This is a genomic window from Streptomyces sp. NBC_00057 (assembly GCF_045041165.1).
GTDB lineage: Bacteria > Actinomycetota > Actinomycetes > Streptomycetales > Streptomycetaceae > Streptomyces.
The window spans coordinates 7198891-7225850 of sequence record NZ_CP108256.1 but is presented as its reverse complement, the minus strand read 5'-3'; the positions used below and the strand labels follow the sequence as shown (position 1 = coordinate 7225850).

Here is a 26960-nt window from a genome sequence, read left to right as displayed (position 1 = left end):
CGATCACGGCGACCCAGCGCCGCCCCCGATCGCCGCGTCCGCATCGGCGTCCGCCGCCGGTCGCCGGCCCTGGTCCGTTCCGGCTGTGTGCTCACGGGGCGCCAATGGGGCGAGGTCCCCCGTGTCACCGAGCCGCAGCAGAAAGGGCCGCAGCCTGGTGTAGCGGATCGCGGTGACCGAACAGGGGTCGGCGTGGATCCGCTGGAAGAGGTCGAGATGCATGCCGAGCGCGTCGGCGACGAGGGCCTTGATGACGTCGCCGTGCGAGCACATCACATAGGCGGCGTCTTCACCGTGCTCGGCCTCGATCCGCGCGTTCCAGTCGCGTACTGCGTCGACGGCGCGTGCCTGCATGGCGCGCATGGACTCGCCGCCGGGGAACGCCGCGGCCGACGGATGCTGCTGCACGACGCTCATCAGCGGTTCGTCGGTGAGTTCCGCCAGCTTGCGCCCCGACCAGTCGCCGTAGTCGCACTCGCTGATCCGCTCCTCGGTGTGCAGCACCAGTCCCGGCCGGGCTTCGAGCAGCGGCTGCAGGGTTTCCCGGCAGCGCTGCAGGGGGCTGCTGACGGCGGCGGCGAGGGGCAGGGCGGCCAGCCGTCCGGGCAGCGCCGCGGCCTGGGCGGCACCGCGCTCGTCGAGCGCGACACCCGGGGTGCGGCCCGCGAGCACCCCGGCCGTGTTGGCGGTGGAGCGTCCATGGCGTACGAGGATCAGGGTGGGCATACGGGCCAGCGTAGGCCGCTGCCGCCGGTGAGGTGCGCCGGGGACCGGAGCAGGGAAGAATGCGCGCCGTGATTGTGGACAGTGCGATCTACCGGGGCGGGCGTCGTACCGAAGGCCCCGCCGATCTCTCCGATGCCCTCGCGGAGGCACGGGCCACCGGGGACGCGTTTCTCTGGATCGGTCTGCACGAGCCGACGGAGGAGGAATTCGAGCTCGTCAGCAGTGAGTTCGGACTCCATCCGCTGGCCGTGGAGGACGCCCTGAGTGCGCACCAACGGCCCAAGCTGGAGGTGTACGACGACTCGCTCTTCGCGGTCATCAAGCCGGTGGTGTACGAGCACCTGAGCGACACGGTCACCACCGACGAGCTGATGGCCTTCATCGGCGATTCGTTCGTCGTGACGGTCCGGCACGGGGAGGGCGCCCCGCTCGCCGCGGTACGCCGCCGTCTGGAGTCAGAGCCGGAGGTTCTCAGGCACGGGCCGACCGCGGTGCTGTACGCGATCAGCGACGCCGTCGTCGACCACTACATCGAGGTGGCGGGCGAGCTCCAGGTCGACCTGGAGGAGCTGGAGACCGAGGTTTTCGCGCCGACCGGCGCCGTGGACACCAAGAACACCGCGTCCCGCATCTACACCTTCAAGCGGCAGATCATGGAGTTCCGCCGTGCCACTGGTCCGCTGAGCGCCCCCATGGCCCGACTGGCGAGCGCGGAGGTGCCGTTCGTCCACGAACGCTCGCAGCCGTTCTTCCGCGACGTGAGCGACCATCTGACGCGCGCCAACGAGTACGTGGAGGGGCTGGACCGGCTGCTCTCCGACATCCTCTCGGCGCAGCTGGCCCAGGTGGGCGTGCGGCAGAACGACGACATGCGCAAGATCTCGGCCTGGGCGGCGATGGCCGCCGTACCGACCATGGTGGCGGGAATCTACGGCATGAACTTCGAGCACATGCCGGAGCTCCGCTGGGAGTGGGCCTATCCGGCGGTGATCGTGCTGATGGGCTCCGTGGTCTTCGGCCTCTACCGGCAGTTCAAGCGCCGCGGCTGGCTCTGACGGGCGGCCGGGCGCGGCGCCCGGATCAGGCGAACTCGGGCGCCTGCGTCGCGGGACCGCCCAGCGCGTCGCGCCGCTCGGGCGGCGCCAGGCTCACCATGCGCCGCCACCCCACGAGCCGTTCGTACGCGTAGACCCCGTGGATCCCCGCGGCCAGCACCGCCGCCTTGGCCCGGGGCCAGTGCAGGATGCGGCCCATGTGATCCATCACGGCGAGACTGACATCGCGGTACACCCGGATCTCGGTGAGCGCGCACTCGCGCAGAATGCGCTGGATCGTGCGGCCGTGTCCGAAGCGGGCGAAGCGGAGCAACTCCTCATGGCAGTAGGCCAGGTGGTTGTCCTCGTCGTTCGAGATCATCTTCACGGCGCGGCCGAGGTCGGGGTGGTCGGCGAAGTGCTTGCGCAGCAGCGTCATCTGCTCGGAGGCGCGCTGTTCGGTGACCCGGCTGTGGGCGAGGTAGGTGATGATGTCCCTCTCGGAGAGCGGCTCCTGGCGCCCCAGCTGCTCATGGGCGAGGCCGATGCCGTGCTTCTCCAGCAGCATCGTGTAGTCGGTCTCGCGCGGAACCTCGACCGGCTGCAGCCCGCGCTTCTTCAGCAGCGCGTTGAAGATCCGGCCGTGCTTGTCCTCGTCGGCGCCGTGCCGCGCGATCTTGGGCGCCAGGGCCCGCTGGCTCTCGGGCACGAGGGCCGCGATGCGGCCGTTCTCCCAGCCGCCCTGGGACTCCCCGCTGGCCGCGATGGAGCAGAACAGCCGGAACGACTCGTCTTCGTCCAGAATCTCCTGGAACAGGTTCCTCGCCGAGAGCATCACTGCCACCTCCGTACCGGCATCCGCCCATCGCCAGTCAAATGCGACACGACCACCCGGGCAACAGGAACGCCCCCCGGCTACGCCGGACGGGCTGCAACGCTCCAGCCCGCCCGGCGATTGAGGACGGAACCGTCAGCCCGGTGCCCCCGCACCGAACCGCACGCCGTTCGGCGTAACCACACGCCCCCGAACGCGTTGTTCCGCGTAACGGCCGTGGCGGGGAGGACCCCCGAGCCCCCACCACGGCCGTAGCGCTGTCCCGGAGCCCCGGGAGCCCCCGGAAGTGCGGAGCCCGCGCTACGCGAGCCCGGACCGCTCCAGCGCATCCGTACCGGCCCGCAAAGCCGTGATCCGCTCATCGAGCGTGAACCCTGCCGGTGCCAGAGTCAGCGTCGTGACACCCGCCGCGGCGTACGCCTGCATCCGCTCGGCGATGCGCTCGACCGAACCGAGCAGCGTGGTCTGGTCGATCAGCTGGTGCGGCACAGCTGCAGCGGCGCCGTTCTTGTCTCCGGACAGGTACTTGTCCTGAATCTCGGCGGCTTCCTTCTCGTACCCCATGCGCTGCGCGAGTTGGTTGTAGAAGTTCTGCTTGCGGCTGCCCATACCGCCCACGTACAGCGCGGTGTACGGACGGAACATGTCCGCGAGGCCATTGATGTCGTCACCGACGGCCAGCGGCAGCGTCGGGCAGACGTCAAAGCCCTCCATGGCCCTGCCGGCCTTCTCGCGGCCCGCCCGCAGGTACTTCACCGCGGTGTCCTCAAGGTGCTCCGCGGACGGGAAGATCAGCAGCGCGCCGTCGGCGATCTCCCCGGTCTGCTCCAGGTTCTTCGGGCCGATCGCGGCGATGTAGAGCGGAATGTGGTCGCGCTGCGGATGGACGGTGAGCTTGATCGGCTTGCCCGGACCGTCCGGCAGCGGAAGCGTCCAGTGCTGCCCCTCGTACGACAGCCGCTCACGGGACATCGCCTTGCGGACGATCTCGACGTACTCCCGGGTGCGGGCCAGCGGCTTGTCGAACTTGACGCCGTACCAGCCCTCGGAGACCTGCGGTCCCGACACGCCGAGGCCGAGCCGGAAACGGCCGCCGGAGAGCGAGTCGAGGGTCGCGGCGGTCATCGCCGTCATCGCGGGCTGGCGGGCCGGGATCTGCATGATCGCGGAGCCGACGTCGATCGATTCGGTCTGGGCGGCGACCCAGGAGAGCACGGTCGGCGCGTCGGAACCGTACGCTTCGGCCGCCCAGCAGACGTCGTAACCGAGCCGGTCGGCCTCCTGGGCGACAGCGAGGTTGTCGCCGTCCATTCCCGCGCCCCAGTAACCGAGATTGATGCCGAGCCGCATAGCCGCTCCCCTTACTGATCAGTAACGTCCCTGAGCATCGGACTCTAGCGTGCGGCAACGGGTTCCGGCAGGGGCGACTTGATGCCGGGTTGTCCACAGGCTTCCGCCCAGTGGGGCTCTGGCCAGTAATCTCAGCGCACATGGAGCAGAGGCATCTCGGCCGCACCGGCCTTCGAGTGTCCCGGATCGGGCTCGGCACCCTGACCTGGGGCCGGGACACCGACGAGCACGACGCTGCCGAACAGCTGAAAGCCTTCTGGGAGGCGGGCGGCACGCTGGTCGACACGGCTGATGTGTACGGCGGCGGGGAGGCCGAATATCTGCTCGGGCGGCTCACCGAGGGCCTGGTGCCACGGCACGATCTGGTCATCGCGACGAAGGCGGGCAGCGTGGCCGACCCGTACCGCCGGTTCAACGGATCCCGCGGCCATCTGCTGGCCGCGCTGGACGCCTCCCTGGAACGGCTCGGTACGGATTACGTGGATCTGTGGCAGATCCACGCCTTCGACCCGGTGACTCCGCTGGAGGAGACCCTTCAGGCGGTTGACCTGGCCGTGTCCACCGGCCGCGCCAGGTACGCGGGGGTGTCGAATTTCTGCGGCTGGCAGCTGGCCAAGGCGGCGACCTGGCAGCTCGCGTCGCCCGGGGTGCGCACCCGGCTGGCGAGCACCCAGATGGAGTACTCCCTGTTGCAGCGGGGTGTGGAACGCGAGGTGCTGCCGGCCGCGCTCGATCTGGGCCTGGGGCTGCTGCCTTCCTCCCCGCTGGGCCGGGGTGTCCTGACCGGCAAGTACCGAACGGGCACTCCGGCGGACTCACGCGGCGCCTCGGAGCTGCTGGCCCCGTTCGTCGAGCCGTATCTCGACGACCCGGCCGGCCGCATCGTGGACGCGGTGGCGACAGCGGCCGACGGCCTGGCCACGACGGCGCTCCAGGTAGCTCTCGCCTGGGTGCGGGACCGGCCGGGAGTGGTGGCCCCGATCGTCGGTGCACGCAACGCGCGGCAGCTCACGGAGGCATTGTCAGTGGAGGCGCTTAGTCTTCCTGACGAGATCTGCCAGGCGCTCGACGATGTGTCGGCGCCCGTGCACCGCTATCCCGACCAGGACTGGAGCACGCTGTGACTGCGCTTCCCCGGGGGGAAACCCCCGGCTCCCCGGCCGCCGACGGCGACAGCGTCGTCGCGGACCCCTCCGCCGCCGTGCCCGGTCCGTCCCCGGAGGACGAGGGTCACGACGGCGGCGAGGGATCGACGGCGGCCGATGACGCCGCCGACGCCGCGGAGACGGAGGACGACGGCTCCGGGACCTCCGGGACCGAGGAGGCAGCCGACACCGGGTCCGACGGCATGACGTACACCGATGAAGCGGCCGACGAGACCGGCGGCACGACCGACACCGACGGGACGACCGCGGCCGACGGCGCCGTGGACGGGTCGGCTGCCGCCCCCGCACCGCTCTCCGAGGCCGAGGCCGAGCTCGCCGCCCAGCGTGAGCTGAGGGAGCGGATCGAGAAGCGCAAGGCCGAGAAGGAAGGCCCCATCGCCGCCGGTGCGAAGCTGAGCGGCCAGGCGGCCGATCTGCTGGCGGCCGTGCGTGCCGTGGAGAGCGGTGAGAGGCCCGCCGCCGCGTTCTTCGACTCGCCCGCACCCGCCGCCCCTCGCCGGGCCGCTCCCACTCCCGCTCCGGTACGCCCCCGCGCGCCCGAGCAGGTCCCGGCTCCGCAGGGCGCCTCACCGGAGGCCGTCGCCGCGGTGGCCGCCGTACTGGCCGAGGGCGGGGCGCCCAGAGCACTGGCGGGCCCGGCGGCCGAGGCCCTCGGTGCGCAGGCCGCCGATGCCCTGCGCGAGGACCCGTGGCAGTTGCTGGCAGTGCCGGGAGTCAGGCCCGAGCAGGCCGACGGTTTCGCACGGGCCATGCTGGGCACCGAGTGCGGTCCGGACGACGAGCGGCGCACCGCGGCCCTGGTCGGCTGGCTGCTGGAGCGGGCCGCGCTCCAGGGCCATACAGCACTGGACGCGACGGCCGTACGCGCCGCGCTCACCGAGCGCTCGGTGACCGACCCCGAATCAGCCGTACAGCATGCCGTCGCCGAGGGCGTCGTCCTGGTCTTCCAGGACAGGCAGGACGACCAGGAGTCCGAGGCACCCGCGGAACCCGGCGAGGACGCCGAAGGAAGCGCGGAGGACCGGGCCGGGCAGGAACCGGTGCAGGTGCTGCTCGGTCTCGACCGGTACGCACTCGCCGAGGAGAGCCTCGCCGACGGTCTGGCCCGGCTGGTCAACGCCTGTGAGAAGGACGCCGACTGGACGGAGCCGGCCTCGGCCGCGGGCTCCCCGTCGGCGGCCGAGCTGATCCGTGCGGTCGCGGCCCATGGCCTGGTGGCGCACACCGGCGGCGAGGCGGCCAGGGCCGAACCCGCCGCGCTGATCACCGCGGCCCGCGGCCTCGGACTGCGCGCTTTGGGTGCCGTGCACAGCGTCGACGGCAGGCGTCGACTGGCCGAGGCGACCGGCGATCCGTCGGCAGCCGTCACACTCGCCGGGCTGCTCTCCGGCGCGGAGGGCCCCGGGCGGGACGAGGAGGGGGCGATCGCCGTCGACCTGCTCGTCGTGCTGGACGCCCCTCAGCTGGACGTCGAAACCGCCGCGATCCTCGTGGAGTCGCTGGCCGACGGCACCCGGCTGGTACTCAGCGGCGACCTGGGAGTGCTGGGCTCGGCCGGTGCGGGGCGGGTGTTCGCCGATGTACTGGCTGCCCATACCTGCCCGCAGATCGTGTCCCGTACGCCGGATTCGGGACCGATCGGCGAACTGGTCTCAGGCATCGGCATCGGCGAGCTGAACCAGGTCGCGGCGCCCGGCAGGGAGGTGGTGATCGTCCCCGTGCGCGACGCGGGCGAGGCGGTGCACCGCACCGTGCAACTGGTCGCCGACTCGGTGCCGCGTGCCATCGGCGTACCGTCGGCCGACACCCAGGTGATCACCGTCGGCCACGGCGGCTCGGCGGGCACCCGGGCATTGAACGCGGCACTGAAGCTGCGGCTCAACCCCGGTCCGGGGCGGTTCGGCGGCTTCGACCCGGGCGACCGTGTCGTCCATGTCCCGACGCCCGGCAGGACCGTGCCCGGGGTGGTCGTCTCGGCCGACGCCAAGGGCCTGCACCTGGACTGCGCGGGTACGAAGGTCGTCGTACCGCAGGAGCGGGTGGAGTCGTCCGTACGCCACGGCTGGGCCCTCAGCGCCCACCAGGCGGCCGGAATGCGGTGGCCCGCAGTGGTCGTCGTGCTGCCGGGTGACGCCGCCCAGGGGCTGAGTCGCTCCTGGGTGTACACCGCATTCAGCCGCGGGGAGCGGCATCTGTCCGTCGTGCACGGGGTGGATCAGGCGCTCCAGCGCGCGGTCGCCCAGTCCCCGGCCCAGAACCGCACGACGCGACTGCGCACCCTGCTGGAGGCTCCGGCCGGATGACCGGGTCACGCCCTGTCCCCCGACGCAGGACGGGCTCGGTTTCGAGCCCGCCCTGGGGACGGATCAGGAGCTGTCCACCACCAGACCGGCCGGCTCCTCGTCCGGTTCGTCCTCGTCGAAGACGGCGCTGACGTCGAAGCGGCAGACCACCAGTTGCGGGTCCGCTTCGTCGAACGGTGCGCCGAGCCACTCCCCCGCCTCGGGCAGCTCCTCCGCAGCCGTGACCCAGAGCGTGGAGTCGCCCTCCTCCAGACCGAACTCCGTATGCCGGGAAGCGATCTCGTCCGGTTCGTACTCACCGAAGAGCACTCCGAGCGCGGCATGGACGCTGGAGCCCACCACCGCGGCGCTCCCGCTGGTGCGGTCGTCCGGATCGAGGTCGGCGATCCGCTGAGCCTGTGCGAGCAGCCGTGGCGGCTCCACCACCGCATAGTCGCGCCGGATCAGCACACTCAGCGCGTTCGGCTCCTCGGGACCGGCGTACGGCGGCAGGGAGTCCTCCGCACCCGGGATCTCGAAAGGGGTGACCTCGTCGTAGCGGTCGTAGAGCAGTTCGTCGTAGAACTCGGCGGCAGCGGCCAGTGCATTGAACGCGTCATAGACAGCTGGATCATCGTCCCCTGTCCGGCGTTCGACCGCCTCGAGGTGATGGTCGAGCGCGGCTTTGATCGCTTCGGCGGCGGCGCGTACCTCGGCAGCGGTGGGCTGCGCAGCATCAGACATAGTGCAGACGCTATCCGTACACGGGCTCTGCCCGCACAATAGATGCGATGCCGGAATACGAATTTGTCGATGTGTACGTACCGCGCGGGGTGTCCCGGAAGGAGACGGCCCGCCTGCTGACCGACCATGCCGAGTACGGGCACTGGGAGTTGGACCGACTGACGCTGCGCCGTGACGGCAGCCGCAGGGTGCGGCTGCGCCGACGGATCATCCGCCAGCTCCGGGCCACCTGGTGAGAAGGAGCGGGCCCCGCAGTCGCGGGGCCCGCTCCCTTCACCGTGCTTACGTCGCCGCCTCGGTCCGCTATGCGGACATCCGGGCGCGGCGGTACAACACTGTGCCCGCACCCGCCAGGAGCAGGCCCACGCTCGCCGGGACCAGCAGGTCGAGCCCGCCCGCTCCAGTGTGTGCGAGCTGCGCGACGTTCTGTGTCTCGTGCGCATTCGACACGTTGCGCGGTGGGGGTGCCGGGGGCTGGTGCTCGGTGACCGGGGTGACCGGGGTGCCGACCGGCGGCGTGACGACGTCCGGAACATTTCCGCAGTCGTTGCCGGAGGCGGGATTGAGCAGTCCGCCGATGATGACACTGTTCCCGCAGGCGTTCACGGGGATGTCGATGGGCACCGCGATATTGTTGCCCGAAAGCACACCGGGCGAGCCGCTCGTAACCCCCTCGGCCGTTGCCCCGCTCCCGGTGCCGCTCGTGACGGCCCGGTGCCTGCCGGTCCCCGCCCGGTGCGCCTGGGTCCGGTCGCCGGACTCCTGACTGTCCGAGGCGTGGAGGCCCGAGGCAGCGCTTTGCGAACCGTTTCCGCAGGTGTTTCCTGCGGCCGGGTTGAGCAGTCCCACGACGCTCACGGAGTTACCGCATACGTTGACCGGTACGTCGACCGGGATCTGGACCGAATTCCCTGAAAGCACCCCCGGGGAATTCGATGCGCCGCCGGCCGCTCCCGCGTCGGCGTGCGCGTAACCGCCACTCAGCGCGAGCACGCCGCCCGCAGCCGCCATGGTGATCAGGCCTTTACGCGTGACCTGTCGCATACGTTGTTTCCTGCCTTCTACCTTCCGGAATACCCCCGGACTTGACCGTGCGGGGGCCGATTACCCAGCGGCCCCGGAGTGCATGGCGTGCACTCCGGGGCCGACCGGATTCAAACCCTTACGGGTTGACGCACAACGTCAGGAATTGGCGCAGGTGTTGCCGAAGGTGGGGTTCAGCAGCCCGATCACGGAGATCGTGTTGCCACACACGTTCACCGGCACATGCACGGGCACCTGGATGACGTTGCCCGAGACCACACCGGGGCTGTTGACAGCGGTGCCCTGGGCACCGGAGTCCGCGACGGCCATGCCCGCACCCGCGAGCACCAGACCACCGGTGACAGCCGCAGCAGCGACGACCTTCTTGATCATTATTCCTCCTAGTTGGCAATGCGGTCCCAGCCGCGGACCGCATCACTTGTAACGAGGAAGAGGTAATTGGGCTACGAGCGTATGGTTCCTTTCACTCGTTCCGGTCAAATACGCACACGCTGACGAATGTTGACGCGGAGAATCAGCGGAAAAGCGGCAGAGACTCAGCAGTTGTCGATGAAACGGTCGAGCACCCGCACACCGAACTGCAGACCGTCCACGGGTACACGCTCGTCCACGCCGTGGAACATGCCTGCGAAGTCGAGCTCCGGCGGCAGCTTCAGCGGGGCGAACCCGAAGCAGCGGATACCGAGGTCGTCGAAGGACTTGGCGTCGGTACCGCCGGAAAGCATGTAAGGGACGGCGCGCGCGATCGGGTCCTCCGCCTTCAGGGCGATCTGCATCGCGTCCACGAGCGAACCGTCGAAACTGGTCTCCAGCGCCTTGTCCCCGTGCACGTCCTCGCGCTTCACCCGCGGGCCGAGGATCCGGTCCAGATCGGCCAGGAACTCGTCCTCGAAGCCGGGCAGGAAACGGCCGTCGACATGGGCGGTGGCCTGGCCGGGAATCACGTTCACCTTGTAGCCGGCGCCGAGCATGGTGGGAGCGGCGGAGTTGCGGAGCGTGGCGCCGATCATCTTGGCGATGCCGCCCAGCTTGGCAAGCGTGGCGTCCATGTCCTCCGGGTCGAGCGGGGTGCCGAGCGCATCGGACAGCTCGTCGAGGAAGGACCGTACGGTCTTGGTCACCCGGACCGGCCACTTGTGCCGCCCGAGCCGTCCGACCGCCTCGCAGAGCTCGGTGATCGCATTGTCGCCGTTGGTCATCGAGCCGTGGCCGGCGGTGCCGTCCACGGTGAGACGCATCCAGTGCATGCCCTTCTCGGCTGTCTCGACGAGGTAGAGCCGCAGCTTCTCGTTCACCGTGAAGGAGAAGCCGCCTACCTCGCCGATCGCCTCGGTGACGCCCTCGAAGAGGCCGGGGTGCTTGTCCACGAGATACCGGGCACCGTACGTACCGCCCGCCTCCTCGTCCGCGAGGAAGGCCAGCACGATGTCGCGCGGGGGCTTGCGGCCGCTGCGCATCCGATCGCGGACGACCGCGAGAGTCATCGCGTCCATGTCCTTCATGTCGACCGCGCCACGGCCCCACACACAGCCGTCCGCGACCTCGCCCGAGAACGGGTGGTGCGTCCAGTCGTGAGCATTGGCCGGAACCACATCGGTGTGCCCGTGGATCAGCAGCGCGGGCCTGGACGGGTCCTCGCCCTCGATCCGCGCCACGGTCGAGGCCCGGCCCTTGTGGGACTCGAAGATCTGCGGCTCCAGCCCGACCTCGGCGAGCTTCTCCGCGACGTACTCGGCGGCGACCCGCTCTCCCGGACCCGAGTGGTCCCCGTAGTTACTGGTGTCGATCCGGATCAGCTCACGACAGAGGTCCACGACCTCGTCCTCGCCCGAGACGGTCCGGGCCGTGTTGGTCTCGCTCACACTGCTTCCTTCCACTGTCGCCGTGGTGCTCCCCCTCATCCTCCCGTGCCCGGCCCGCACACCCAAGGCCCCCACCCCCCCGTCATGCGCCCTTCACACTTCCCCTGGCGTGATCGAGCACCCCCGAATGTTTGCTATTGTTTTCCACGTCGGAACGGGCCGGGCCCGCGAGACAGACACCTTGTCCGGGTGGCGGAATGGCAGACGCGCTAGCTTGAGGTGCTAGTGCCCTTTATCGGGCGTGGGGGTTCAAGTCCCCCCTCGGACACATGAAGAATGCCGATCAGGAGCGATCCTGGTCGGCATTCTGCGTTGTGCCCGCACGGTCGCACATGGGCCGGAGCAGGGTGCAACCCTGGTTGAAACGGTTCATTCCTCGCTAGCGTCCAGCAGCACGGAGACCATCGCCGAGCGAGGAGTCCCATGAACCGCACACACACGCCCGCCTTGCCCTGGTACGAGGATATGGGTCCCGGTTCGGGCGGGCTGGAGCCACGAGCCTGGTACGCGAGATCGGATTCCGGGCGGATGTCGCTGAACGGGGAGTGGCGCTTCCGGCTCTCGCCGGACGCCGCCGCGCAGCAGAACGCAGCAGCGGGTCCAGGACTCCCTCATGCGCACTGGTTAGGAACGGTGCACCGTTCTGGTTCACCGCGCGGCGGTGGACGAGCGAGCAGCTGGATGCGGCGGAGCACGCACCGGAGTTGCGGGCCGGCGAGACCGTCTGGGTCAATCTGGACGATGCGGTGCAGGGGATCGGTTCGCAGTCGTGCGGGCCGGGCGTGCTGCCGGAGTACCGGCTCCATGCGGAGGCCGCGGAGTTCTCGTTCGTGTTCTCGGCGACCGGCTGATCTGCGGCGACAGTCGGGAAGGGGCTTCCTCAGGGCGTGGTGCGGTACGGCGTGCTGCACGCCTGCCCCGGGCGACGACGTAGCATCGAGACTTTGCGCGATCTTCGTACTTCGCAAGGGGGAATGTGATGGACAGCAGACGCAGGCGGCGGGGCGCGCTCCTCGCCGGAACGGTCGCCGGGGCGGTGCTCGTATCCGCCATCGGGCTGTGGGCGAAGGACAGTTGGCCGTTCCGGGACAGCTACTGCTGGGGGGCGTGGGAGCAGAACAGCGGTGCGGCCTTCCTCGGTGACGACGGGCTCGACAAGTCCGGCTCCGAGCGGCGCGCCACCGAGTCCGCGCCGCCCTCGGCCGGCCGTCACCACGCCAGTTGCACGGTCGCGGTGACCTCGACGGTTCCGGACGACGACTCGGACGAGCCGCTCACGTTCAAGGAGCAGGTCACCGTCGAGTACGGTCCGGTTCCCACCGGGGTCGAGAAACACCGTGCCTGGATAGCCCGGTACTTCGACGGGTCGGCCTCCCAACTGCCCGACGGGCTGGACGGGCTGGTCGCCGGTGACCGGGCGATGCTGGTCCTGCCCGACACCTGTGATGTGGACGGCAGGCCGTCCGCGGTGACGATCCGGAGCGAGAGCACCGGCGACGGCCATCTGGGCAAGGTGGCCATGCCGTTCACGATCGGCAGCCGGTCCGACGTCACCCGGCTGCTGCTGGATGCCGCCAACACGGGTATGCGGAAGGCCGGTTGCGCACCGGACAAGCCCCTGCGCATGACGTCGCCCATCGTGACGGTCGCCGAGGACGACGAGTCCGCCCGGAGCCCGCTGTGCCGGATACCCGGTGTGACGCTCGAACTCGGCCGGAGTTCCCAGTACCAGGAACAGGTGGGGGTGGTCGGCGAGCAGCTCCAGACCTGTTCGGTGGTGTGGCGCGCGCTGCGGATGCCCGACGAGCCGGCGGCGCAGTACGTGATGGCGGGCGAGCCACGCCTGGTCGCGCTGTTCAAGGGGCTTCCCGAAGGTGCCGGCAACGGGCTCGTACGCACCGAGTGCAACGGGCGGCAGACAGTGTTCTACGGAAACGTCCAGTCCGGTCTGAAGGGTGCGGGCCGGCCCGACGACCGGCAGGTGTTCACGAACTTCACCAAGTCCGTGAGCAAGCGCATCGGGTGCGGTGCCGGTGAGGTCGCGTGAACGGCGAAGAGACCGAAGAGAACGAAGAGAACGGGGCAGCGGCGGTGGACGGCGAGAAGACCACAGTTCCTCAGGAGCAGGAGCAGGAGCAGGAACAGGCGCACGAGCCACAGCCGGGCCCGTCCCCGGACCAGGAGCCCGCCCCCGCGCACACCCCCGTTCTGCGCCGCCTGTTCCGCAGCCGTACCGCTCGCGCCGTCACTGCCGCCGGGCTGGTCGGTGCTCTCCTCGGCGCCGGTGCGGTGGCCTGGCGGACGGACACGCTTCCGCTGCTCGGTCCCGCCCCCTGCTGGGACTCGCTCGGCGACTCGACCATGTCGGACCTCTTCGGTGACCGCAGGACCGAGGTCGAGGAGCAGTCCCTGCAGGCCAATCCGCGCGATCGCGAACCGTCGTACGGACAGTGCCGCATCACCAGCTACAAGGACGACAATCCCCGCCGCCAAGTGACCCTGCGGGTGCACCAGCTGGACGGTCTCCGGGGCACCGACGCACACGCCTGGCCGCAGGAGTTCCTCGCGGCCGGCATGGTGTCGCTCGGCGACGGGCTGCCCGGGATGACCTCGTCGTCGCGCGCCTGGCTGGCGCTGCCGCAGAGCTGCACGGGACGGGACGAGTTCACCGGTCCCACCGTGGTGGACATCGGCATGGGACAGGCCGGACTCGACATCGGGTCGGAGTACGACCGGGAGAACCGCGCCGCCCTGACCCGCGCGCTGGTGGAGGCGACCAATGGCGTCATCCGCGAATTCGGCTGCTCCGGCACCTATCGGATTCCTCGCACCCTGCCCGCCCTCGTGGACCGGCAGGACACGAAGACCAACGCCTTCTGCGGGGTCAAGGGCCTCACCGTCCCCGCGGCGTACCGCAAGGCTCTGGAGCAGACTCGCGTCAGCGACGACGGCGGGCCCGCCCGGGTCTGCGAGTCCGGTGACGGCTACTCCCCCGTCGTGCGGATGACCACGGTGACGGACCCGGCGCTGACCGAGATCTTCTCCGGGGACACACGCAAGGCCGGTCTGCCTCTCAAGGGCTCCAAGGGGTTCGGTCGGCTCGACGGATCGCGGGGCGTCTACCGGGCGAGCTGCCAGACCGGGCCCGTGATCTTCATGGTGGAGCAGCTGGATCAGCCGACGGACGGGGGCGTCGACCTCACGCGTGAGCTGCTGCCCGGCTATGTCGCCGCCGAGGCCGAGCGTATCGGGTGCGGCCCGGAGAAGGTGACACTGCCGAACGCCTGAGTGCGGGGGGCAGGGCCCCGGCGGGCGGGCGGAACGGGCGATACTGTGCGGACACCCCGGCAGAAGATACGAGGAGCCCGCACCATGCTCACCGCTGTACCGGTCGGCGCACCCCGATGAGGGGGCGTGCGAAGCCCCCGTCGGCACCGTTGCCGCAGCGGGACGGGATCGATCCGGTCCGGCTGCGGCTCCCCGAGGATCCGGACGGCCGTTGGGCGACGGTACGCGATCACCTGCTGGCGCGGTTCGCGGGTGCGATCGGGGCGACGCGGGTGGACGCCATGCTCGCCGAGGGCCGGTTCGTCTCCGTACAGGGCCCGGTGCCCACCGACGAGCCGTACACCGCCGGCCGGTACATCTGGTTCCACCGGGATTTCGCGCCGGAGGAGCCGGTGCCGTTCCCGGTCCGTGTTGTCCACCGCGACGAGCACATCGTGATCGCGGACAAGCCGCACTTCCTGGCGACGACACCGCGCGGCCGGCACATCACCGAGACCGCGGTGGCCCGGCTGCGCCGCGAGCTGGACCTGCCCGAGCTGCAGCCCGCGCACCGGCTGGACCGGCTGACCGCGGGCCTCGTCCTCTTCGTCGTGCGGCCCGAGGAGCGGGGCGCGTACCAGACGATGTTCCGGGACCGCTCGGTGCTCAAGGAGTACGAGGCGGTGGCACCGTACGCCCCCGAGCCGGCCTTCCCGCGGACCCTACGCAGCCGCATCGTCAAGGAGCGCGGGGTCATCGCCGCCCGAGAGGAGCCGGGCGAGCCGAACAGCGAGAGCCGGATCGAGTTGCTGGAGCACAGGGAGGGTCTCGGCCGGTACCGGCTGCTGCCCGCCACCGGACGCACCCATCAGCTGCGGGTCCATATGAACAGCCTGGGGCTGCCACTCGTCCACGACCCGGTCTACCCGGTGGTCCGGCCGGAGGGTGCGACCGACGACTGGTCGCACCCGCTCCAACTCCTGGCCCGGGTGCTGGAGTTCACCGACCCGGTCACGGGCGGGCCGCGCCGCTTCGAGAGCGGGCTGCGGCTCTGCGCATGGCCCGGACCGGTGAGCCGCGGTTCTCAGTGACCGCGGGCGATCCACTCGTCCAGATGCGGGGCCTCCGCGCCGATGGTCGTGGAATCGCCGTGTCCGGTGCGGACGGTGGTCTCCGGCGGCAGGGCGAGCAGCCGGTCCCTGATCGACGCGACGATCGTCGGGAAGTGGGAGAAGGAACGCCCGGTGGCGCCGGGGCCGCCCTGGAAGAGCGTGTCACCCGTGAAGACGGTGGACAGCTCGGGGGCGTACAGGCAGACGGCGCCCGGGGCATGACCGGGGGTGTGCAGGACCTGGAGCGTCGTTCCGGCGATCTCCAGCTCCTGGCCGGCGGCCAGTTCGCCGTCCGGGGCGCGGTCCGGGTGGGTCTGCTTCCACAGCGGCAGGTCGTCGGGGTGCAGCAGGACCGGTGCACCGGTGGCGTCGGCGAGGGCCGGGGCCGCGTCGATGTGGTCGTTGTGCGCGTGCGTGCAGACGATGGCGCGCAGCGTACGGCCGTTCAGCGCGGCCTCGATGGCGGCGGCGTCATGGGCGGCGTCGATGACGATCGCCTCGGTGTCGTCGCCGACGATCCAGACGTTGTTGTCGACGTCCCACTCCCCGCCGTCGAGGGCGAAGGTGCCGGAGGTGACGAGGTGGTCGATGCGGACGGCCATCAGAAGACCACCACCGAACGCAGCACGTCGCCTTCGTGCATCCGGGCGAAGGCCTGCTCGATGTCGCCGAGCCCGATGGTCTCGGTGACGAACGCGCCGAGGTCGATCCGGCCCTGCTGGTGCAGATCGATGAGCATCGGGAAGTCGCGCGAGGGCAGGCAGTCGCCGTACCAGGAGGACTTGAGCGAGCCGCCGCGGCCGAAGACGTCGATGAGCGGCAGTTCCAGCTGCATCTCCGGGGTCGGGACGCCGACCAGGACGACCGTGCCTGCGAGGTCGCGGGCGTAGAAGGCCTGCTTGTACGTCTCCGGGCGGCCGACCGCCTCGATGACGACGTCCGCGCCGTTGCCGTCGGTCAGGGAGCGGATCGCCTCGACCGGATCGGTGGAGCGGGAGTTGACGGTGTGCGTGGCACCCATCGTCTTCGCCGTCTCCAGCTTGCGGTCGTCGATGTCCACGGCGATGATCTTCGCCGCGCCGGCCAGGCGCGCGCCCGCGATCGCCGCGTCGCCGACACCGCCGCAGCCGATCACGGCGACCGAATCGCCACGGCCGACCTGCCCGGTGTTGATGGCGGCGCCGATGCCCGCCATCACGCCACAGCCGAGCAGCCCGGCGACGGCCGGAGAGACCTCCGGGTCGACCTTGGTGCACTGACCGGCGGCGACCAGGGTCTTCTCGGCGAACGCGCCGATACCGAGCGCCGGTGACAGCTCCGTGCCGTCGAGCAGCGTCATCTTCTGCTCGGCGTTGTGGGTGTTGAAGCAGTACCAGGGGCGGCCGCGCAGGCACGCACGACACTGCCCGCACACGGCACGCCAGTTGAGGATGACGAAGTCGCCGGGCTCGACGTCCGTGACCCCCTCGCCGACGGACTCCACCACGCCCGAGGCCTCGTGGCCGAGCAGGAAGGGGAAGTCGTCGTTGATGCCGCCCTGCTTGTAGTGGAGATCGGTGTGGCAGACACCGCACGCCTGGATCTTCACCACGGCCTCGCCGGGGCCCGGGTCCGGGATCACGATCGTCTCGACCCGTACCGGCTCGTTCTTCCCCGGTGCGATGACTCCTTGCACCTGCTGCGACATACCGTGGTCTCCCTGTTTCCGTCATTTCGTGAAGATCGAACACGAACAACCGTACGCCCCGTGAGGGTGTCACGACGGCGCGCCGCGTTGGCGGGAAGCGGCTGCCGTCCACCCGGTGATTATCTAGAGTTGTTAAGGATCCTGGCAGGTCAAGGCGCCGTATCGGCGGTAGGCACGTAAGTCACGTAGCGCTGTGGTCCCGGAGTGGGGTTAGCACGAGGCTGGCGGCGGAGTCGGGCAGGGGCACGGGGCTGGGCACGTTTCCGTGTACGCCGACGTGGCGAGGTACCAGATCGCGTGGACGACGGCCGATGGGGAGGAGAGACGCCGGCTCATGGCCGAGGCCAGGGATGTCGCGCCGCGCTGTGGACTGGGGTGCTGGCGTCGCCTTTTGCCCGGTGGGCTACGCTGTGCGGCCATGAATACCGGGACGGCATTGCGCCACACACGGATTGGTGACCCGGTGCTCTTCTGAGCGCCGTACGGGCCGGTGCGGGCCCGCTGTTCGATCGAGGATCTTGCGCTGCTGCGCGGGCTCCGCCTCCGTCGTGTTGATCACAGGCTCGACACATCAACCACGACAGGAGAATTCATGCCCACCAAGACGCTGCAGATTCCCACCACGGACGGCCAGGCCGACGCCTTCGCCGCCTTCCCCGACCACGGCGAGCGGCACACAGGGGTGCTGATGTACGCGGACGGCTTCGGCATCCGGCCCGTGCTGCGGGAGATGGCCCGCGAACTGGCCGGGCACGGGTACTACGTGCTCGTCCCCAACCTCTTCTACCGGCACGGCCCGGCACCGGTGATCGACCTTCCCGAGCACATCGGAGAAGAGGTCCGGCCCGCACTCATGGCCCAGTTGATGCCCTTGATCGAGGCGCACACCGCCGAACGTGTCCTGAGCGACGCCGACGCCTACCTCAGGTTCCTCACCACCCGGCCCGAGGTCGGCGCCGGACCGGTCGCGGTGACCGGCTACTGCATAGGCGGCCTCCTGGCGATGCGCACCGCCGCGGCCCACCCCGACCAGGTGGCCGCCCTCGCCGCATTCCACGGCCCCGTGGGCGTGGACGGGCCGGGTGCCTTCGCCGAGATCACCGCCCAGGTCCACTTCGGCCATGCCGAAAGCGACCTGACGCCCGAAACCCTGGGCGAGCTCAACCGGGCCCTGGACGCCGCGAAAATCGACTACACCTCCGAGATCTACCCTGGCACCGTCCACGGGTTCACCATGTCCGACACCGACGCCTTCGACCCCGCCGGACTACAGCGCCACTGGGACCGCCTGGTCCCCCTCCTCGACCGCACACTGTCCAACAGCTGAGGCTCCGGACCGGAACCAAACCTGAAGTACACGGCTGCGACCAGCAGACAGCGCGGTGGGCCACACCGATGTCGGCATGGCCGTGGCCCACCTGGCCACCGAACGCTGGATGGCCGACGAGCAGGCCGACTTCGTGGCGCGGCGGAATTACCCGCCGTCGCCGCCGGGGCGTTCGCGGCAAGCGGGGCATCCCAGGCCGTGACGGCTGTCTCAGCCAATCCAGTCCACCCAGGTCAGCGGTATCCGCGGCAACTAACTTCGCTGAGAAGGGACATGGTCCACGGCACCTGACCGAGTAGGGGCCTGCCCAGCGTAGAAGGCTGCTGATCAGGCCCCCGTCGCAGAGCCGGAGTGCGACTTGGCGAGTGCCCCGTTGACGTTGTCGCGGCGTCGATGGACATGTTCCGTCAGCTGGCCTGGTCGGTCCGCCGCAGCTTCGCTCGGCCTCGTGGACCCGCCTGCCGCCCACGTACGTCTGAAGGACGCGGGTGTGACCTATCTCCTCGGGCGGGCCCGTGTACGGGTCCCGGTCCAGGACCACCAGGTCGGCGAGGGATCCGGGACGGATGCTTCCGGTGTCGTCCAGATGGTTCGCATAAGCCGAGCCCGCCGTGTACGCGGCGATGGCTGCGGTCAGGGGAGATGCGCTGCTCCGGGAGGAAGGCCGGCCCCTCGCTCTCGGGGGTTGTGAGCTGCTGCGCCCAGCACGCACCAGTGGGTCCAGGACCCACTCATGCGCACTGGCTAGGAACGGTGGGTGAGTCCGTCACGGTGACCGCCGAGGGGCGCTCTTCGGCCCCGATGGCGGCACATCGAACTCTCCGACGGGTTCACACGTCAACACTGTTGTCATAAGGTGCCGCCATGAGCGCGAGCGAGCGGGTGGTACCGGAGGGGGCGCGGCGCCGCAGGCGCCCCACCAAACAGGGCACGGTGCTGTCCGAGCAGCTGATCGTGGAGACGGCGTTGCGGCTGATCGGGGAGCACGGGGCGGCGGCGCTCACCGTGCGCCGGCTCGGTGCGGCTCTCGGCTGCGATCCCAGCGCCCTCTACCGGTACTTCCGGGACACGGACGAACTACTGCTCGCGGTGGCCGACGAGTTGATCGGCCGTACGTTGCGCACCTGGCGGCCGACGGGTGACTGGCGGGCCGATCTGCGCACCCTCGGCCTGCGGATGTACGCGGACTATCTGGCGCACCCTCAGGCGGCGACGCTGACCTGCACCCGGGTGACCGGCCGGGCGCATGAGATCCGGTCGGTGGAGGCGATTCTCGGGGTGTTGCGCGGTGCGGGATTCCCGGATGCCGAGGCGGCGCGGATCTACCACGTCTTCGTGGACCAGACGCTGTCGTTCGCGGCGCTGGACGCGTCCACGCTGGTGCTGTCGGAGCAGGCCCGCGCGCAGGAGGTGCAGACCTGGCCGGAGACGTACGCCCGGCTTCCGGCCGATACCCATCCGAACATCGCGGCGACTGCGGGGGTGCTGGTCACGGAGATGGAACGCAGCGGCTATCCCGCGGCGCTGGAGATGGTGCTGGCCGCGGCCGCGGCCCGGCTGCAGCACCTGCGTGCGTCGGCACCATAGGGACGGAGCTCAGGGAGCGAGTACGTACGCGCGACGGCGCCGCGGTACGGGTCTCAGGGTGCGAGCACGTCCAGCTCGTGCAGGGCGCCCACCGCGATCTCCTTCGTCAGCCGCTCCGCCGCCACCGTGTCGCCCTCGCGCACCGCTTCGGCGAGCCGGACGTGGAGGGTGACCGCGGCCGGGTCGGGGTCCTCGAACATCACCTGGTGGTGGGTGCGGCCCGCCAGGACCTCGGCGACGACATCGCCGAGCCGCGCGAACATCTCGTTGCCGGAAGCGTTGAGCACGATCCGGTGGAACGCGATGTCGTGCTCCAGATAGCCCTCCAGCTGCTGGCCGCGCGAGGTGGCGACCATGCCGAGCGCGCACTCGGTGAGGGCCGCGCACTGCTCCGGGGTGGCGTTACGGGCGGCGAGGCCGGCCGCGACCGGTTCGATCGCTGAGCGGAGCACGGTCAGGGAGCGCAGCTGGCGCGGGCGGTCGGCGCCGGCCAGCCGCCACCGGATGACCTGCGGATCGTAGACATTCCACGCCTCGGTCGGCTGTACGGTCACGCCGACCCGGCGCCGGGACTCGACCAGGTGCATGGATTCGAGGACGCGGACCACTTCGCGTACGACCGTGCGCGAGACGTCGAAGCGCTGGGCCAGCTCGTCGGTACGCAGTACCTGTCCCGGCCGGTGCTCCCCCGCGGCGATCTCCAGACCCAGGGTGTCCAGCACATGTGTATGCAGCCCAGGGCCCTGTGTGGTCATGGGCACAGCCTACGGGGCACCCCTTGGCAACAAAAAGTACGACGTTTACGTCACAACATCTTGAATAAGTCGTACGTATGGGTTTCAGTAGCGCGACGGACCGATGTCGAGGAAGACGTCGAAGAAGACAGCGAGGCACCACCAATGAGCACCCCCCACGTCGTCGTGGTGATGGGCGTTGCAGGGACCGGCAAGACCACGATCGGTCCCCTGCTCGCCGCCGAACTCGGCGTTCCGTACGCCGAGGGCGATGACTTCCATCCCGCGGCGAACATCGCCAAGATGTCGGCCGGTACCCCACTGGACGACTCCGACCGGTGGCCCTGGCTCGATGCGATCGGTCAGTGGGCGCACGGCCGGGCGGGGCTCGGCGGGGTGGTGAGCAGCTCGGCGCTCAAGCGGGTCTACCGGGACCGGCTACGGGCCGAGGCCCCCGGTGCCGTCTTCCTCCATCTGACCGGCGACCGGACTCTGATCGAGGAGCGCATGGCGGAGCGCAAGGGCCACTTCATGCCCACCGCACTGCTCGACTCGCAGTTCGCCACCCTGCAGCCGCTGCAGGAGGACGAGGCCGGCGCCTCGGTCGATGTGTCCGGCACTCCCGAAGAAATCACCCAGCGAGCCGTCGCCGCGTTGCGCCGGCTCGATAGCTAAGGATCACCACCGTGACCAGTCTCAGCGTCGAGACGCTGGCAGCGGATGCCGTCGAACCGATCACTTCGGCAGGCAACGCGCAGTTGGGCATCGCAGTACTGGCGGGCATCGCCGTCATCGTTCTGCTCATCACCAAGTTCAAGATGCACGCGTTTCTCGCGTTGACCATCGGCTCGCTGGCTCTCGGCTCGTTCGCCGGCGCCGCACCGGCCAAGACGATCGCCAGCTTCACCGCAGGCCTCGGCTCGACCGTCGCGGGTGTCGGTGTCCTCATCGCGCTCGGCGCGATTCTGGGCAAGCTGCTCGCCGACTCCGGCGGCGCGGACCAGATCGTCGACACGATCCTCGCGAAGACGAGCGGGCGGGCCATGCCGTGGGCGATGGTCCTGATCGCCTCGATCATCGGTCTGCCGCTGTTCTTCGAGGTCGGGATCGTGCTGATGATCCCGGTGGTGCTGCTCGTCGCCAAGCGCGGCAACTACTCCCTGATGCGGATCGGTATCCCGGCGCTGGCCGGTCTCTCCGTGATGCACGGGCTGATTCCGCCGCACCCCGGCCCGCTGGTCGCGATCGACGCCCTCGGCGCCAACCTCGGTGTCACGCTCGCCCTGGGTGTGCTGGTCGCGATCCCGACCGTGATCATCGCGGGGCCGATCTTCTCCCGCTACGCCGCGCGCTGGGTGGACATCAAGGCGCCGGAGAAGATGATTCCGCAGCGTCCTTCGGAGGAGCTGGACCGTCGTCCCAGCTTCGGCGCCACCCTGGCGACGATTCTGCTGCCCGTCGTGCTGATGCTGGTCAAGGCCCTGGTCGACATCGTCGTGGACGACCCGGAGCAGGGTGTCCAGCGGGTCACCGATGTGATCGGCTCGCCGCTGATCGCGCTGCTCGCGGCCGTCATAGTCGGCATGTTCACACTGGGCCGGGCGGCCGGTTTCACCAAGGGCCGGCTCTCCACCACCGTCGAGAAGTCCCTCGCCCCGATCGCGGGTGTGCTGCTGATCGTGGGTGCGGGCGGCGGTTTCAAGCAGACCCTCATCGACGCCGGTGTGGGCCAGATGATCCTGGACTTCTCCAAGGACTGGTCGATCCCGGCCCTGCTGCTGGGCTGGCTGATCGCCGTCGGGATCCGGCTCGCGACGGGTTCGGCGACCGTGGCCACCATCTCCGCGGCCGGTCTGGTCGCCCCGCTGGCCGCCGACATGTCGACGACGCACGCCGCCCTGCTGGTCCTCGCCGTCGGCGCGGGCTCGCTCTTCTTCAGCCATGTCAATGACGCCGGGTTCTGGCTGGTGAAGGAGTACTTCGGCATGGACGTCGGCCAGACGGTGAAGACCTGGTCGGTGATGGAGACCATCATCTCCGTGGTCTCGCTGGCCTTCATCCTGCTGCTGTCGCTAGTCCTTTAGGGACTGTCCGCACGGTCCTCCCCCCACAGCGCATGCTGTGACCGTGCCCAATGGCGCTCGACCGACCCGGTGCGCATGCCACGGCGTGCTTCCGGGTCGGCGAGCGCCATTGCCATGTGCCCGGCCAGCACGATCCCGATCGCGAGCGCCAGCCAGTCGTGGACGAAGGTCGCGCTCGTGCGCCACATCAGCGGTGCGAGGCCGGTGGACCACATCAGCGCGCCGGTGCCGGTCATCACCAGCACCGCGCCCGCGATCCAGGCCGCGTACAGCTTCTGCCCGGCGTTGAACTTTCCGGCCGGACGCGCCTCGGGCCGGTGGTCGCGGCGCCATACGGCCCGCAGCCACTGACGGTCGTGCGGCCCGAAGCGGTTGAGCCGGGACAGGTCGGCCCGCAACGCCCGTGACAGCAGACCGGCCAGGAACGGTACGGGGGTCAGCGCCCCGGACCACTCGTGCGCGGTGACCACCAAATGGCGACGGCCGACGAGCTCGGCGAGCTGGGGTACGTACAGACACGCCGCACTCGCCACGCACAGCAGCATCAGCATGGCCGTGATGCGGTGCACCCAGCGCTCCGCACCGCTGAAACGCCGCACACGCTCCGCGGGGTCAGGTGGTGGGGGCGTCGTCGCGGCCGTTGGACCGGCCGACCCAGGCGTCGACGTCATAGCCGAGCTCCTCCCAGTAGCCGGGCCGTACGGAGTCGGTGACGGTGATCCCGGAGAGCCATTTCGCCGACTTGTAGAAGTACATCGGGGCCACATAGAGCCGGACCGGACCGCCGTGGGAGTGGGCCAGTGGCCGGTCCTGCATGCGCAGCGCGACCAGCACATCGGCGCGGTGGGCCTGTGCAAGGGTGAGGCTCTCGCTGTAGGTGCCGTCGAAGCAGGTGAAGCGGACGGCCTTCGCCCCGGGCCGTACCGCCGCCGCGTCGAGCAGCGCCGAGAGGCGTACCCCCTCGAAGGGGGTCTCGGGCACTCGCCATCCGGTGACGCACTGGACATCGCGGACCATACGGGTCTGCGGCAGCGCCTTCAGGGCGTCCAGGCTGTATGTGGCCGGGTGGTCGACCAGCCCGTCGACGGTCAGCCGATAGTCGTCCGTACCTTTCTCCGGTACGGACGAGGCGACGGAGTAGTAGCGGAAGCCGCCGCCGTTGGGGAGCAGGCCGGTGAGCCCGGTGGGGTCCTTGTCGGCGACCGCGCCCAGCCCGGATTCCAGCGTGCGTTGCAGCACGGGCGCAGCGACGACTCCGGCGGCGCCGAGACCGAGCATGGCCAGGACGACACGGCGGCCCAGGGGTGTGCCTTCGGCGTCGGGAGGGCGGCTGTTCACCCGACCATTCGAGCATCTGCGGCCACAGGTCACCAGGGGTCGCGGGCACCTGCCCGCAACCGATGTCAACTCTGTCCATTCCCGGCACAGTTGACGCCCCCAGATCGGGTACCCGTCCCGGCGCCGCGCCCGGCCGAACATGTCAGACTTGGCGCCATGTCGAACCGTGAACCTCTCAAGCCCTTTCTGCTCACCTTCCCCGGGCCGCTGCGCGACCGGCTGGTGGGGGCGGTGCTCGCCGGTGAGAAGGTGTCGACGACCGGGCTGCTCGCGGAGTACGAGGCGGAGAAGGAGGAGCTGCCTCCGGTGGGTGAGCGGTCCGCGCTGATCGACTCGGACGGCCGGGAGGTCGCGGTGCTGGAGGTGACGGAGGTGCGGGTACTGCGCCTCGGCGACGTCGATCTTCAGCATGCGATCGACGAGGGCGAGGGCGACACCTCGGTGGCCGAGTGGCGTGCTGGTCACGAGAAGTTCTGGCACAGCCAGGAGATGCGGGAGGCGCTCGGCGACCCGGAGTTCACGGTCGACGACGACACCATGGTCGTCGCCGAACGGTTCCGGGTCGTCGAGCTGCTGGATCCCGTCGTGGGCGCGGCGGAACGGTAGGGAGGGCCCGCCGGTTTCCCACACATGCGGGGCTGGGATCTCGCGGGAATGTTCATGCCGTTCGCATATGCGCCGAAGGAGATACCGCCCGTCCCGACGGGGCCGAACAGTGGTTCCAGGGCCAAGGTTCAGGCAGCCCTCGCCCTACGGGCACCGGTCGAGCGGCGGTCCCATCACCGCGTCGAGCCCGGACGGCAGTTGCGGACGGATCTCGCCGCTCGACAAGCGGGCGTGGCGGACGCCGCGGGCCGGGCAGGACTTCGCGGGCATCCCTCAGCTCAGAGCCTGTCGGGTGACCTTCGGCCGGAGAGCGGACGCGGCATGGTGCGTGCGATTCCAAGGCGCCGGGACGGCCTCGGACGGGGCCTCCCCTGCTCGAACGAAGTTGAGCGTTCGGGGAAGGAGCTACTAGGGCATTTCGGCAACGCCGGAGGGGGTCCCCCTGGCCCTTAAGGCCTTGGGGGAGTGCGTGCCAGGCCGTGGCCGCCCGATCAGAGGTCACCCGACAGGCTCTCAGGACGTGGCCTCCGCCGCCGCCCGCCCCGCCGCCCGGCCGGAGAAGATGCAGCCGCCGAGGAAGGTCCCTTCGAGGGAGCGGTACCCGTGCACCCCGCCGCCGCCGAAGCCTGCCGCCTCCCCCGCCGCGTACACAGCGGGCAGGGGCATGCCGTCCTCGGTCAGCACCCGGGAGGACAGGTCCGTCTCCAGTCCACCGAGCGACTTGCGGGTCAGGATGTTGAGCCGTACCGCGATCAGCGGGCCGGCCTTGGGGTCGAGGATGCGGTGCGGTGCCGCCGTACGGATCAGCTTGTCGCCGAGATAGGTGCGGGCCCCGCGGATCGCGGTGATCTGGAGGTCCTTGGTGAAGGGGTTGGCGATCTCGCGGTCGCGTGCGGTGATCTCGCGGCGCAGTTCGGCCTCGTCGATCAGCGGCTCGTCGGTGAGCGCGTTCATCCCGCGGACCAGTGCGCCGAGGTCCTTCTCGACCACGAAGTCCACCCCGTGGTCCATGAAAGCCTTCACCGGGGCCGGTACGTCCGCGCGGGCCCGGCCGATCACGTCACGGATCGACTTTCCGGTCAGGTCGGGGTTCTGCTCGGAGCCCGAGAGCGCGAACTCCTTGCCGATGATCTTCTGGTCGAGGACGAACCAGGTGTAGTCGTGGCCGGACTTCATGATGTGTTCGAGGGTGCCGAGGGTGTCGAAGCCCGGGAAGAGCGGGACCGGCAGCCGCTTGCCGCGGGCGTCCAGCCAGAGGGAGGACGGTCCCGGCAGGATCCGGATGCCGTGCTCGGCCCAGATCGGGTTCCAGTTCTCGATGCCCTCGGTGTAGTGCCACATCCGGTCGCGGTTGATGTGGTGGGCGCCCGCCTCCTCGGTGATGCCGAGCATGAGTCCGTCGACATGGGCGGGGACGCCGGAGAGCATCTTCGCGGGCGGGGTGCCGAGCCGCGGCGGCCACTGCTTGCGTACGAGGTCGTGATTGCCGCCGATGCCGCCGGAGGTGACGATCACCGCCTGGGCCTTCAGCTCGAACGTGCCGGTCGTCACCCGGCTGCTCGCGGTGCCCCGGGCGGCAGCGCTCGGCTCCAGGATCTCGCCGCTCACCGTGTCGACGGCGCCCGCGGTGCGGCCGAGACCGGTGACCCGGTGGCGGAACCCGAACTTTACGAGGCCCTTGGCGACGCCCGCGCGGACCCGGCGCTCGAAGGGGGCGACGACGCCGGGGCCGGTGCCCCAGGTGATGTGGAAGCGGGGTACGGAGTTGCCGTGGCCGGTCGCGTCGTAGCCGCCGCGCTCCGCCCAGCCGACGACGGGGAAGAGCCGCAGCCCCTGGGCGTGCAGCCAGGAGCGCTTCTCACCGGCCGCGAAGTCGACGTACGCCTCGGCCCACTTCCGTGGCCAGTGGTCCTCCTTGCGGTCGAACCCCGCCGTGCCGAGCCAGTCCTGGAGGGCCAGCTCATGGCTGTCCTTGATCCGCATCCGGCGCTGCTCGGGCGAGTCGACGAGGAAGAGACCGCCGAAGGACCAGTGTGCCTGGCCGCCGATCGACTGTTCGGGCTCCTGGTCGAGCAGGATCACCGAGCGGCCCGCGTCGACCAGCTCGGCGGTGGCCACCAGACCCGCGAGCCCCGCCCCGATAACGATCACATCAGCGTCGTACGCCATGGGTTC

Annotated in this window: 25 protein-coding genes, 1 tRNA gene and 2 pseudogenes; 14 read left to right on the top strand and 14 right to left on the bottom strand. The window is 70.0% G+C overall.

From position 1 onward, the window contains the following. Positions 1 to 3: 3 nt before the first annotated feature. Positions 4 to 726, bottom strand: coding sequence for a histidine phosphatase family protein (locus OG953_RS34035; protein WP_405689073.1), 723 nt, complete (start codon positions 724 to 726; stop codon positions 4 to 6). A 59-nt stretch (positions 727 to 785) separates the two neighbouring features. Between OG953_RS34035 and corA the strand changes: the two genes are divergently transcribed. Then, a complete protein-coding gene (gene corA / locus OG953_RS34030) occupies positions 786 to 1781 on the top strand; it encodes a magnesium/cobalt transporter CorA (RefSeq protein WP_405689071.1) in 996 nt (331 codons plus the stop codon). 25 nt (positions 1782 to 1806) lie between these two features. Here corA and OG953_RS34025 read toward each other — a convergent pair whose 3' ends face one another. Together OG953_RS34025 and OG953_RS34020 are read right to left on the bottom strand one after the other, a co-directional pair. Beyond that, on the bottom strand, positions 1807 to 2595 hold the full coding sequence (locus tag OG953_RS34025) for a ferritin-like domain-containing protein (protein WP_405689069.1): 789 nt from the start codon (positions 2593 to 2595) through the stop codon (positions 1807 to 1809). A 300-nt stretch (positions 2596 to 2895) separates the two neighbouring features. Further along, positions 2896 to 3945, bottom strand: a complete 1050-nt coding sequence (locus OG953_RS34020) for an LLM class F420-dependent oxidoreductase (protein ID WP_405689067.1) — start codon at positions 3943 to 3945, stop codon at positions 2896 to 2898. Between the two features lie 140 nt (positions 3946 to 4085). On the opposite strand from OG953_RS34020, the gene OG953_RS34015 reads away from it, so the two are divergent. Together OG953_RS34015 and OG953_RS34010 are read left to right on the top strand one after the other, a co-directional pair. Further along, positions 4086 to 5069, top strand: coding sequence for an aldo/keto reductase (locus OG953_RS34015; RefSeq protein WP_405689065.1), 984 nt, complete (start codon positions 4086 to 4088; stop codon positions 5067 to 5069). Next, positions 5066 to 7414, top strand: coding sequence for a helix-hairpin-helix domain-containing protein (locus OG953_RS34010; RefSeq protein ID WP_405689063.1), 2349 nt, complete (start codon positions 5066 to 5068; stop codon positions 7412 to 7414). The genes OG953_RS34015 and OG953_RS34010 overlap by 4 nt, the downstream gene beginning before the upstream one ends. Positions 7415 to 7477: 63 nt before the next feature. Here OG953_RS34010 and OG953_RS34005 read toward each other — a convergent pair whose 3' ends face one another. Further along, positions 7478 to 8137: a hypothetical protein gene (locus tag OG953_RS34005; protein ID WP_405689062.1), complete on the bottom strand. Its 660-nt coding sequence runs from the start codon at positions 8135 to 8137 to the stop codon at positions 7478 to 7480. Between the two features lie 47 nt (positions 8138 to 8184). On the opposite strand from OG953_RS34005, the gene OG953_RS34000 reads away from it, so the two are divergent. After that, entirely contained in the window at positions 8185 to 8373 is a 189-nt protein-coding gene (locus tag OG953_RS34000) for a DUF5703 family protein (RefSeq protein WP_030918345.1), read from the top strand. A 67-nt stretch (positions 8374 to 8440) separates the two neighbouring features. Here OG953_RS34000 and OG953_RS33995 read toward each other — a convergent pair whose 3' ends face one another. The 3 genes from OG953_RS33995 to OG953_RS33985 form a co-directional block, all read right to left on the bottom strand. Then, positions 8441 to 9181 (bottom strand): chaplin, encoded by a 741-nt coding sequence (locus tag OG953_RS33995; RefSeq protein ID WP_405689061.1) that lies wholly within the window; start codon positions 9179 to 9181, stop codon positions 8441 to 8443. Between the two features lie 138 nt (positions 9182 to 9319). Continuing rightward, entirely contained in the window at positions 9320 to 9553 is a 234-nt protein-coding gene (gene chpH, locus OG953_RS33990; RefSeq protein ID WP_405689060.1) for a chaplin ChpH, read from the bottom strand. Between the two features lie 164 nt (positions 9554 to 9717). Then, positions 9718 to 11043, bottom strand: a complete 1326-nt coding sequence (locus OG953_RS33985; protein ID WP_405689059.1) for a M20/M25/M40 family metallo-hydrolase — start codon at positions 11041 to 11043, stop codon at positions 9718 to 9720. A 183-nt stretch (positions 11044 to 11226) separates the two neighbouring features. On the opposite strand from OG953_RS33985, the gene OG953_RS33980 reads away from it, so the two are divergent. The 5 genes and pseudogenes from OG953_RS33980 (at position 11227) to OG953_RS33960 (ending at position 15401) form a co-directional block, all read left to right on the top strand. Then, positions 11227 to 11311: transfer RNA gene (locus tag OG953_RS33980), tRNA-Leu, on the top strand. 367 nt (positions 11312 to 11678) lie between these two features. Next, positions 11679 to 11894: pseudogene (locus OG953_RS33975) on the top strand (hypothetical protein); the annotation flags it as partial. Positions 11895 to 12022: 128 nt separating this feature from the next. Then, positions 12023 to 13090, top strand: coding sequence for a hypothetical protein (locus tag OG953_RS33970; RefSeq protein ID WP_405689058.1), 1068 nt, complete (start codon positions 12023 to 12025; stop codon positions 13088 to 13090). Continuing rightward, positions 13087 to 14331, top strand: coding sequence for a hypothetical protein (locus OG953_RS33965; RefSeq protein WP_405689057.1), 1245 nt, complete (start codon positions 13087 to 13089; stop codon positions 14329 to 14331). Before OG953_RS33970 ends, OG953_RS33965 begins: the two co-directional genes overlap by 4 nt. A 116-nt stretch (positions 14332 to 14447) precedes the next feature. Continuing rightward, a complete protein-coding gene (locus OG953_RS33960; RefSeq protein WP_405689055.1) occupies positions 14448 to 15401 on the top strand; it encodes a pseudouridine synthase in 954 nt (317 codons plus the stop codon). Here the strand turns inward: OG953_RS33960 and OG953_RS33955 are convergent. Together OG953_RS33955 and OG953_RS33950 are read right to left on the bottom strand one after the other, a co-directional pair. Further along, on the bottom strand, positions 15395 to 16024 hold the full coding sequence (locus OG953_RS33955; RefSeq protein ID WP_405689054.1) for an MBL fold metallo-hydrolase: 630 nt from the start codon (positions 16022 to 16024) through the stop codon (positions 15395 to 15397). The two genes, OG953_RS33960 and OG953_RS33955, sit on opposite strands and share 7 nt — an antisense overlap. After that, positions 16024 to 17109 (bottom strand): S-(hydroxymethyl)mycothiol dehydrogenase, encoded by a 1086-nt coding sequence (locus OG953_RS33950; protein ID WP_405689053.1) that lies wholly within the window; start codon positions 17107 to 17109, stop codon positions 16024 to 16026. The genes OG953_RS33955 and OG953_RS33950 overlap by 1 nt, the downstream gene beginning before the upstream one ends. A 592-nt stretch (positions 17110 to 17701) precedes the next feature. Here OG953_RS33950 and OG953_RS33945 point away from each other — a divergent pair. Beyond that, positions 17702 to 18436: a dienelactone hydrolase family protein gene (locus OG953_RS33945; RefSeq protein ID WP_405689052.1), complete on the top strand. Its 735-nt coding sequence runs from the start codon at positions 17702 to 17704 to the stop codon at positions 18434 to 18436. Between the two features lie 439 nt (positions 18437 to 18875). Here the strand turns inward: OG953_RS33945 and OG953_RS33940 are convergent. Continuing rightward, positions 18876 to 19104, bottom strand: a pseudogene (locus OG953_RS33940) (amidohydrolase family protein); the annotation flags it as partial. A 196-nt stretch (positions 19105 to 19300) separates the two neighbouring features. On the opposite strand from OG953_RS33940, the gene OG953_RS33935 reads away from it, so the two are divergent. Beyond that, the gene (locus tag OG953_RS33935) at positions 19301 to 20023 is read left to right on the top strand and encodes a TetR/AcrR family transcriptional regulator (RefSeq protein ID WP_405689051.1); all 723 of its coding nucleotides are present in this window, start codon (positions 19301 to 19303) and stop codon (positions 20021 to 20023) included. Positions 20024 to 20076: 53 nt separating this feature from the next. Here OG953_RS33935 and OG953_RS33930 read toward each other — a convergent pair whose 3' ends face one another. Beyond that, a complete protein-coding gene (locus OG953_RS33930) occupies positions 20077 to 20778 on the bottom strand; it encodes a FadR/GntR family transcriptional regulator (RefSeq protein ID WP_189276251.1) in 702 nt (233 codons plus the stop codon). A gap of 144 nt (positions 20779 to 20922) precedes the next feature. Between OG953_RS33930 and OG953_RS33925 the strand changes: the two genes are divergently transcribed. Both OG953_RS33925 and OG953_RS33920 read left to right on the top strand, forming a co-directional pair. Further along, complete coding sequence (locus tag OG953_RS33925; protein ID WP_405689050.1) at positions 20923 to 21432, top strand: gluconokinase; 510 nt, start codon at positions 20923 to 20925, stop codon at positions 21430 to 21432. Positions 21433 to 21443: 11 nt separating this feature from the next. Next, a complete protein-coding gene (locus tag OG953_RS33920; protein ID WP_405689049.1) occupies positions 21444 to 22841 on the top strand; it encodes a GntP family permease in 1398 nt (465 codons plus the stop codon). Here OG953_RS33920 and OG953_RS33915 read toward each other — a convergent pair. After that, positions 22838 to 23512, bottom strand: coding sequence for a cytochrome b/b6 domain-containing protein (locus OG953_RS33915; RefSeq protein ID WP_405689048.1), 675 nt, complete (start codon positions 23510 to 23512; stop codon positions 22838 to 22840). The two genes, OG953_RS33920 and OG953_RS33915, sit on opposite strands and share 4 nt — an antisense overlap. After that, positions 23454 to 24119 carry a molybdopterin-dependent oxidoreductase gene (locus OG953_RS33910; protein WP_405692215.1) on the bottom strand — a complete coding sequence of 222 codons (666 nt, stop codon included), beginning with the start codon at positions 24117 to 24119 and terminating at the stop codon, positions 23454 to 23456. Before OG953_RS33910 ends, OG953_RS33915 begins: the two co-directional genes overlap by 59 nt. A gap of 216 nt (positions 24120 to 24335) precedes the next feature. On the opposite strand from OG953_RS33910, the gene OG953_RS33905 reads away from it, so the two are divergent. Then, complete coding sequence (locus tag OG953_RS33905; RefSeq protein WP_405689047.1) at positions 24336 to 24785, top strand: ASCH domain-containing protein; 450 nt, start codon at positions 24336 to 24338, stop codon at positions 24783 to 24785. A gap of 513 nt (positions 24786 to 25298) precedes the next feature. Here OG953_RS33905 and OG953_RS33900 read toward each other — a convergent pair. Continuing rightward, positions 25299 to 26954: an FAD-binding dehydrogenase gene (locus tag OG953_RS33900; RefSeq protein ID WP_405689046.1), complete on the bottom strand. Its 1656-nt coding sequence runs from the start codon at positions 26952 to 26954 to the stop codon at positions 25299 to 25301. Positions 26955 to 26960: the final 6 nt, after the last annotated feature.

Coding starts and splice junctions, on each gene's coding strand:
- OG953_RS34035 (WP_405689073.1), bottom strand. CDS start 726: ATGCCCACCCTGATCCTCGTACGCCATGGACGCTCCACCGCCAACACG.
- corA (WP_405689071.1), top strand. CDS start 786: ATGCGCGCCGTGATTGTGGACAGTGCGATCTACCGGGGCGGGCGTCGT.
- OG953_RS34025 (WP_405689069.1), bottom strand. CDS start 2,595: ATGCTCTCGGCGAGGAACCTGTTCCAGGAGATTCTGGACGAAGACGAG.
- OG953_RS34020 (WP_405689067.1), bottom strand. CDS start 3,945: ATGCGGCTCGGCATCAATCTCGGTTACTGGGGCGCGGGAATGGACGGC.
- OG953_RS34015 (WP_405689065.1), top strand. CDS start 4,086: ATGGAGCAGAGGCATCTCGGCCGCACCGGCCTTCGAGTGTCCCGGATC.
- OG953_RS34005 (WP_405689062.1), bottom strand. CDS start 8,137: ATGTCTGATGCTGCGCAGCCCACCGCTGCCGAGGTACGCGCCGCCGCC.
- OG953_RS34000 (WP_030918345.1), top strand. CDS start 8,185: ATGCCGGAATACGAATTTGTCGATGTGTACGTACCGCGCGGGGTGTCC.
- OG953_RS33995 (WP_405689061.1), bottom strand. CDS start 9,181: ATGCGACAGGTCACGCGTAAAGGCCTGATCACCATGGCGGCTGCGGGC.
- chpH (WP_405689060.1), bottom strand. CDS start 9,553: ATGATCAAGAAGGTCGTCGCTGCTGCGGCTGTCACCGGTGGTCTGGTG.
- OG953_RS33970 (WP_405689058.1), top strand. CDS start 12,023: ATGGACAGCAGACGCAGGCGGCGGGGCGCGCTCCTCGCCGGAACGGTC.
- OG953_RS33960 (WP_405689055.1), top strand. CDS start 14,448: ATGAGGGGGCGTGCGAAGCCCCCGTCGGCACCGTTGCCGCAGCGGGAC.
- OG953_RS33955 (WP_405689054.1), bottom strand. CDS start 16,024: ATGGCCGTCCGCATCGACCACCTCGTCACCTCCGGCACCTTCGCCCTC.
- OG953_RS33950 (WP_405689053.1), bottom strand. CDS start 17,109: ATGTCGCAGCAGGTGCAAGGAGTCATCGCACCGGGGAAGAACGAGCCG.
- OG953_RS33945 (WP_405689052.1), top strand. CDS start 17,702: ATGCCCACCAAGACGCTGCAGATTCCCACCACGGACGGCCAGGCCGAC.
- OG953_RS33935 (WP_405689051.1), top strand. CDS start 19,301: ATGAGCGCGAGCGAGCGGGTGGTACCGGAGGGGGCGCGGCGCCGCAGG.
- OG953_RS33930 (WP_189276251.1), bottom strand. CDS start 20,778: ATGACCACACAGGGCCCTGGGCTGCATACACATGTGCTGGACACCCTG.
- OG953_RS33925 (WP_405689050.1), top strand. CDS start 20,923: ATGAGCACCCCCCACGTCGTCGTGGTGATGGGCGTTGCAGGGACCGGC.
- OG953_RS33915 (WP_405689048.1), bottom strand. CDS start 23,512: ATGACGTCGACGCCTGGGTCGGCCGGTCCAACGGCCGCGACGACGCCC.
- OG953_RS33910 (WP_405692215.1), bottom strand. CDS start 24,119: ATGCTCGGTCTCGGCGCCGCCGGAGTCGTCGCTGCGCCCGTGCTGCAA.
- OG953_RS33905 (WP_405689047.1), top strand. CDS start 24,336: ATGTCGAACCGTGAACCTCTCAAGCCCTTTCTGCTCACCTTCCCCGGG.
- OG953_RS33900 (WP_405689046.1), bottom strand. CDS start 26,954: ATGGCGTACGACGCTGATGTGATCGTTATCGGGGCGGGGCTCGCGGGT.